At 70.0% G+C, this 7113-nt stretch carries 4 protein-coding genes; 2 read left to right on the top strand and 2 right to left on the bottom strand.

The window, feature by feature from the left end; genetic code table 11:
• The coding region (locus VKH46_11560; protein HKB71473.1) for a hypothetical protein at positions 1–263 on the top strand (263 nt) is incomplete at its 5' end.
• Positions 264–385: 122 nt separating this feature from the next.
• Positions 386–3472, top strand: coding sequence for a hypothetical protein (locus VKH46_11555; GenBank protein HKB71472.1), 3087 nt, complete (start codon positions 386–388; stop codon positions 3470–3472).
• A gap of 607 nt (positions 3473–4079) precedes the next feature.
• Here VKH46_11555 and VKH46_11550 read toward each other — a convergent pair.
• Positions 4080–6026 (bottom strand): hypothetical protein, encoded by a 1947-nt coding sequence (locus VKH46_11550; protein ID HKB71471.1) that lies wholly within the window; start codon positions 6024–6026, stop codon positions 4080–4082.
• 10 nt (positions 6027–6036) lie between these two features.
• The gene (locus VKH46_11545; protein HKB71470.1) at positions 6037–6939 is read right to left on the bottom strand and encodes a DmsE family decaheme c-type cytochrome; all 903 of its coding nucleotides are present in this window, start codon (positions 6937–6939) and stop codon (positions 6037–6039) included.
• Positions 6940–7113: the final 174 nt, after the last annotated feature.

The raw sequence follows: 7113 nt of genomic DNA, 5'->3' as shown, positions 1-7113 counted from the left end.
ATCAGTTCGCCCCGTCGTTCTTCGCGGTTCGGCGCGACGAAGCGACCCGGATCGACTTCTGGAACCTGCAGCCCGACGACGAGCACGACGTCATGCTCCTCGACCCGGACTGGAACGTCCTGATGAAACAGAGGCTTCCTCCCCTGAAGAAACGGTCGTGGGTCTTCACCTTCCACCGGGAAGGGCTCTACCGGTTCTATTGCACGGTCCATCTTCCCGAGATGGCCGGCCAGATCCTCGTCCTCCCTCCGCGGAAGCACTGACAGCGGCTCGCCGCAGCGATTGCTCCCCTCCGGCGGCCTGACCGGAATCTGCCGGGCCCGCCCCTATAATCTCGGACCAACCGGAGGTTACTTTGCGTCTTCTGCGACTCTTGGGTCTTCTCTTGCTCCTGCTCGCGCCGGTTCCGGTCTCGGCGGTTTCGCCCGCTGTCGACCCGAGCCTCTTCGCCGGCCTTCACTGGCGAATGATCGGCCCGTTCCGCGGCGGGCGCGTGCTCGCGGTGTCGGGCGTGCCGGGCGAGCCCGACCACTTCTACTTCGGCTCGGTCGGCGGCGGCGTCTGGGAAAGCGTCAACGCGGGGCGCACCTGGCGGCCGATCTTCGACGGCCAGCCCATCGCCTCGATCGGGGCGCTGGCGGTCGCGCCGTCGAATCCGCGCGTGATCTGGGTCGGCACGGGTGAGGCCGACATGCGCTCGGACATCTCCTACGGCAACGGCGTCTACGTCTCCTCCGACGGCGGGCGGACGTGGCGCCACGCGGGCCTCGACGACACGCGGCAGATCGGCAGGATCGCCGTCGACCCGCGCAACGCCGACGTCGCGTTCGTCGCGGCGCTGGGGCACGCGTATGCCGGCAACCGCGCGCGCGGCGTCTACCGCACCGCCGACGGCGGCCGGACGTGGACGCGGGTCCTCTCCCGCGGCGACGACGTCGGCGCCATCGACGTCGCGATCGACCCCGCCCATCCCGACACGGTCTTCGCCGCGCTCTGGCAGACGCGCCGGCCGCCGTGGAACACGTATCCGCCGTCGTACGGCCCCGGTTCGGGCCTCTGGCGCTCGGACGACGGCGGGCGGAGCTGGAAGCCGGCCGGCGGCGGACTCCCGACGGAAGGTCTCGGCCGAATCGGGATCGCGTACGCGCCGTCGAAGCCGGGGCGCATGTACGCGCTCGTCGACGCGAAGGACGGAGGGATGTACCGCTCCGACGACGGCGGCGTCCGCTGGACGCGCGCTTCCTCGGACACGCGCATCTGGAACCGGGGCTGGTATTTCTCGGGCGTGACGGTCGACCCGAAGAACGCGGACGTCGTTTACGCGTGCGACACCGCGATGTTCCGGAGCGTCGACGGCGGCGCGACCTTCGCGCCGTTCCGCGGCTCGCCGGGAGGCGACGACTACCACCAGCTCTGGATCGATCCCTCCGATCCCCGGCGGATGATCACCGGCGTCGACCAGGGAGCGATCGTGACCGTCGACGGGGGAGCCACGTGGAGCTCCTGGTACAACCAGCCGATCGCCCAGCTCTACCACGTCTCGACCGACGGCCGGTTCCCGTACCGCGTCTACGGCGCGCAGCAGGACTCGGGCGCGGCGATGGTTCCGTCCCGCAGCGAGTGGCAGGGAATCACGATGTTCGACTGGCGCCCCGTCGCCGTCGGCTACGAGAACGGGATGGTCGCGTCGGACCCGCTCGATCCGCGAACCGTCTTCGGCGCCGGCGTGACGCGCTTCGACGGCGAGACGCTTCAGCTGCGCGACGTGGACCCCGGGCGGGCGTACCCGGATGTCTATCGCCACACGTGGACGCTTCCGCTCGTATTCTCCCGGCGCGATCCGAAGGTCCTCTATTTCGGAAACCAGCGGGTCTTCCGCACCTCCGACGGCGGCGGGACGTGGACGCCGATCAGCCCGGACCTCTCGCGCGAGGACGCGGGCGCTCCGCCGAATCTCGATCCGGCGACGGCCGCCGACACGCCCGTCGTCGGGCTGCGGCGCGGAGTCGTCTACACGATCGCCCCCTCCGTTCGGCGCGACGGCGAGATCTGGTGCGGGACCGACGACGGGCTGATCTGGAAGACGTCCGACGACGGCGCGCACTGGACGAACGTCACGCCCGCCGCGGTCGGACCCTGGTCGAAGGTGACGGGCCTCGAGGCCTCCCCTTTCGATTCGGACACGATGTGGGCCGCGGTCGACCGGCATCGCCTCGACGACTTCCGTCCGCACCTCTTCCGCACCAACGACGGCGGGCGCACGTGGACGGAGACCGTCGCCGGGATCCCGGACGGCGCGTTCGTCCAGGTCGTCCGCGAGGACCCCGTCCGGCGCGGGCTGATGTACGCGGGCACGGAGCTCGGCGTCTTCGTTTCGTTCGACGCGGGCGACCGCTGGCAGCCGCTGCAGTTGAATCTCCCGGTCTGCTCCGTTCGCGACATCGACGTGCACGGCGCGGATCTCGTCGCCGCGACTCACGGTCGCTCCTTCTGGATCCTCGACGACGTCTCGCCGCTCCGGCAGCTTTCCGATGACGCGGCGCGGCCGCGCGCGCATTTCTTCGCGCCCGAGCCGGCAGTCCGCGTGCACCCCGCCGTCTTTCAGGGGACGCCGGTGCCCAAGGACGAGCCGATCGGCGAGAACCCTCCCTTCGGCGCAATCCTGGATTACCGGATCGGAAAGGCGCCGGCGCAACCGGTCACGCTCGAGATCCGCGACGCGCACGGGGAAACCGTCCGAGCCTTCTCGAGCGCGGATCCGGTTCGCGCCGCCGATCCCGGCAAGCTCGTCGTCACGCCGGACTGGGAGAAGGAAGAAGCGCCCCTTTCCGCGGCGCCGGGGACGCACCGGTTCGTGTGGAACCTGCACACGGCGCCCCGGCGCGAGCTTGCGCCGCCCGACGAGGACTCGCGCGAAACGGGGCTGTGGGCCCCGCCGGGACGGTACACCGTGAGACTGATCGTCGACGGGGAGACGTTCGAGCAGCCTCTCGAAGTCCGCCGCGATCCTCGGATCCGGGCGAGCGACGCAGACCTCGCCGCGCAGTTCGCGCTCTCACGCGATGTCGAAAAGACGCGGCTCGAGCTCGGCGCGGCCGGCAAGCGCGTCGCGGCGGTGAATACGGCCGTCGAAGCGCTCGCGGGGAAGCTCCCGGCGGAGGCCGAGCGCGCGCGCGCCGGGCTCGCCGCGCGTCTCGAGACGCTGGCCGGGACGTCGGACATGCTGAAGCTCAGCGGCGGAGGGCTCGACCTCGCGAGCTTCTCCGGCGTGTCGGCCGTCCTCACGAAGCTCGCGTTCACCCTGGAGAGCGCCGACGGCGCGCCCTCGCCGGACGACCGACGAGCGGCGGAGGAAGACGCGAAGCTCGTGCGCAAGGTGATCGGCGAGGGCGACGAGCTCCTGTCGCGCGATCTGCCGGTGCTGAACACCGCGCTGCAGCGCGCGGGGGCCGCGCCGATCTCGATTCCCTGAGGGGCTCGAAAAAGGGGGGCGGGAGAAGCCGCGGCCATGCATCGAGCGACTGCCGTTGCGCTGGCGTGTCCCCCGACGATTCCCGTATCGCCAAGCGGCGAAGGAAGTGATTTCAGTCGAATGCGACGGCGAGGGCGCGGCCAGACCGAAGAGATCCGCACCACTCAGCGACATCAGTTGACGTCATCATCGAGGCGCGGCCAGACGTGCTGGAAGACGGGCTCGGCGGGACCGGCCGGCGGGCGCGGCGCTGTCGGCGCTGAGGCGGGGCGAGGCGTGTCCGCCGACGACTGCCGTATCGTCAAGCCGGAGAGGAAGTGATCTCAGTCGAATCCGACGGCGAGGCGAGGCCCGGCCGGACCGAAGAGATCCGCACCATTCAGCGTTATCAGTTGACGTCATCACCGAGGCGCGGCCAGACGTGCTGGAAGACGGGCCCGGCGGGACCGGCCGGCGGGCGCGGCGCTGTCGGCGCTGAGGCGGGGCGAGGCGCGAGCCCGACGGGATGCGGGTCGGCCGCGAGATCCCGAGGCCTACCGGGGCGTAGGTCGCAGGGTCTCGCGGGCGGCACGCGCCCGTCCGGCTCGATGCATCGCCCCGCCCGCCTCTAATTACGCCAGCGGAGGTATAGGCCGTACCGATTGGCGTCGTAGTTGGCGAGCGGCCCGGCGAGCGTGGCCTTCTCCTTGTACTGGTCCCTGGCCCACTCGCCGATCACCGACGCGTTCTTCGTGACGTCGACCGAGGCCCGCGCGGCGGCCCGGTCGATCGTGAACGGGAACGACCCGTCGTTCTTGAAGCGTCCCAGCGAAGCGTCGATCGAGACGGGCGCGAAGAGGAGCGTCACGCCGCCTTCGTACGACCGGCCGTCCTCGCTGTGCAACGACGTGTCGAGCGAGAAGTCTTCCGGATGCCGGAAGAGGATCTTGCTGTCGGCCTCGTACTTCTCGGCCGAGATCCGGAGCTTCAAGAACTTCGCCGGCGACCCCTCGGCCTGCCCGCCGTACTGGCGCATCCTTGCGTCGTAGCCGATCCCCGTCCGGTCGTTGGAGGCGTCGATCTGCTCGGCCGCCAGGCTCACCCGGAAGAGCTCCTTCAAGGCCCAGGCCGCCCGGATCCGGTAGCGGTCGCGGTCGAGGAAGTCGGTCCGCACCACCGGGTCGTCGGCCTTGTCCCTCCGCCAGTCGGCCCCGAGCGTCAGGCCGCCCTGGGAGAACTTCGCCCCGAGGTCGAAGCTGCGGATCCGCCGGTCGAAGTCGCCGTCCTGGGAGCCCGGGACGACGATCTCCTCGGGCGCTTCGACTAAGATCACGTGCTGCTTGTTCTGCGACCCGCCCACGAAGACCGACAGCCCCCCGAAGGCCCGCGCGTCGACCCGCGCGTCGACGATCTCCTCGGTCCGCTCGACGGAGGTGTCGGCGTTTATCAGATTGACGAGGTCCCGCGGATCGAGCCCGGCAAAGGTCACCGTCTGCAAGTAGAGGTCCGAGATCAGGGCAAACCCGTCCAGATCATGGTGGTTCTTCGCGTAGCCGGCCGTCAGGTCGATCCCGTCGGCCAGATGGGCCTCGACTCTTCCGCTGGCGCGCCAGAACGTGTTGCGGGCGCGGGAGGAGATCGTCTCGTTCAGGCCGCCGAAGATCCGGCTGATCTCGAAGGAGACGAGGCTCCCGGCGAGCTCTTCGCGCTCGACCGTGTCGCTTTCGGCCGCCGCGCGCACGTAGGAGCCGATCAGCTTCACGCGCGATCCCAGCCGCCCGGCCACGACCGCGTTGGTGACCGGCGTGTTGGCGTCCATCTTCGTCGTGCGCCCGAGCCCGTCGAGCGACACCGGGACGCCCAGCACCGTGCCCGAGTTGTTGCCCGAGCCCGCAGCGGGGACGAGCCGGTTGGTTTCGACCTCGTGGAGCTTCCTCCACCCCTGGGTGACCTGGCCCGATATCGGCCCCGCGTCGAAGGACGCGCCGCCGTAGATCTCCTGGTCCTCGTCGTCTAAGTTCTGGGTCAGACGGAACTCGTCGCCGCCGACGTCGTAGGTCGTGCGTCCCGGCCCCTCGTCGCGATTCCTCACGTAGCCGACCACGGGCGTGATCCAGTAGCCGGGCAGGAGCCGCAGCTCGACGCCGAAGACGTTTCTCACCCGGTCGTACGTATGCTCGCCCGGCACGACGCCGTCGGAGATCAGCGGATTGGCAAACGCCGGCAGCGCCGAGAACATCTCCGTGCGCCGGTAAGAGAGCCGCAGGTCGTACTTGCCGGCCAGCCCCGCCTGGAGCCGGAAGGACCCCGCCGGCCCCGCCCCCAGGTCGCTCGCGTCGACGCGAAGCTGGTCGAACAGCCCCGTCCCGGCCGGCCCCCCCGTCGACAGCGTGAAGGCACGAAGGAGGAACCCTTCCCGCTCGTTGATCTGGCTGCGGTACATGTTCTCGTTGCCCGAGATATCCGTGAACCGGTAGCCGAGCTCGACGTCGAAGACCGGAGGGTCGGCGGCCCGGGCCGAGGCCGCCGCGCCCACGGCGAGGAGGGCGACGAGCAGGCGGCGAAGATTCTTCATCGCGTCCTCACTACTTCAGAAGCACCGGCGAACGGTTCGAGCCGTGGATCGCCGTGTGGCAGACGGTGCAGTTCTGGTACCGCGCCAGCCGGAGGTTGTGGAAAGACGGCGGCTGCGATCCCAGGGTGTCTCCCGTGATCGGCGAGTGGCACTCCAGGCACAGCTGGGAAACCGCCGCCCGCTTCAACTGCTTCGGATTCGACGACCCGTGCGGCTCGTGGCAGCTCAGGCAGTCGCCGGCCACGCCCGAGACGTGCTCGAAGACGAATGGCCCGCGCTTTTCGGCATGGCACGACAGGCACGGCAGCTCGCCCGCCCGCGTGCGGCGCAGCGCGTTGTCGTTGGCCCGCCCGTGCGGGTCGTGGCACGAAGCGCAGTCCATGCCGCCCTTCAACCGGTGGGCAAACGGCTTGTCGGCAAACCCCGCGGCTTTCCCCGGGTGGCACGACTCGCACAAAGCAACCGAGTCCTTCACCAGCAGATGCGGCCTCGACGGCGCCGCATGGATCACATGGCAGCTCAGGCAGTTGACCGTGGCCGAGTTGCCGTGCACGCCGTTACGCCACGAGACCCGGTCCGATGCCCGGTCGTGGCAGGTCAGGCAAAACTCTGCCCCCGTGCGCCCGTGGAGCTTGCGCTCGACCGGCTGCTCGCCCGAGGACTCGACATGCGCCTTCGTGTCGCCGTGGCAGCTCGCGCACACCGCATCGCCCGACACCCGCGCCGCCCCGGCCTGGAACGGGATCCGAGCGTGCGGATTGCGGTCGAAGTCCTTGGCCTGATCGTGGCAGTCGGCGCACGCGGCGACGGCGGCCTTCTCCGCCGCCGGCGATTCGGCGGCGAAGAGAGAAAAAGAGGCGGCGCCCAGTCCGAAGACCAGGAACGCCGCCAGGACAGCCCCATTTCTTTTCATGGCGTCCTCTCTGCGGTCCGCTTTACCTCCGGATCACCGCGCGTGCACCTTGTCGACCGAGAAGTCGTCCTCCGGAGCGTGGCACGCGGCGCAGGACTCGCCAAACGGCGAGGTCATGACGTAGGCGTGCGCCGCCGCCTCCTGCGTGTCGTGGCACCCCAGGCACGCCGCCGC

This window comes from Thermoanaerobaculia bacterium, from assembly GCA_035260525.1.
Lineage (GTDB): Bacteria > Acidobacteriota > Thermoanaerobaculia > UBA5066 > DATFVB01 > DATFVB01.
The sequence above is the reverse complement of the archived record's forward strand: the minus strand, read 5'-3'. Positions and strand labels throughout refer to the sequence as shown.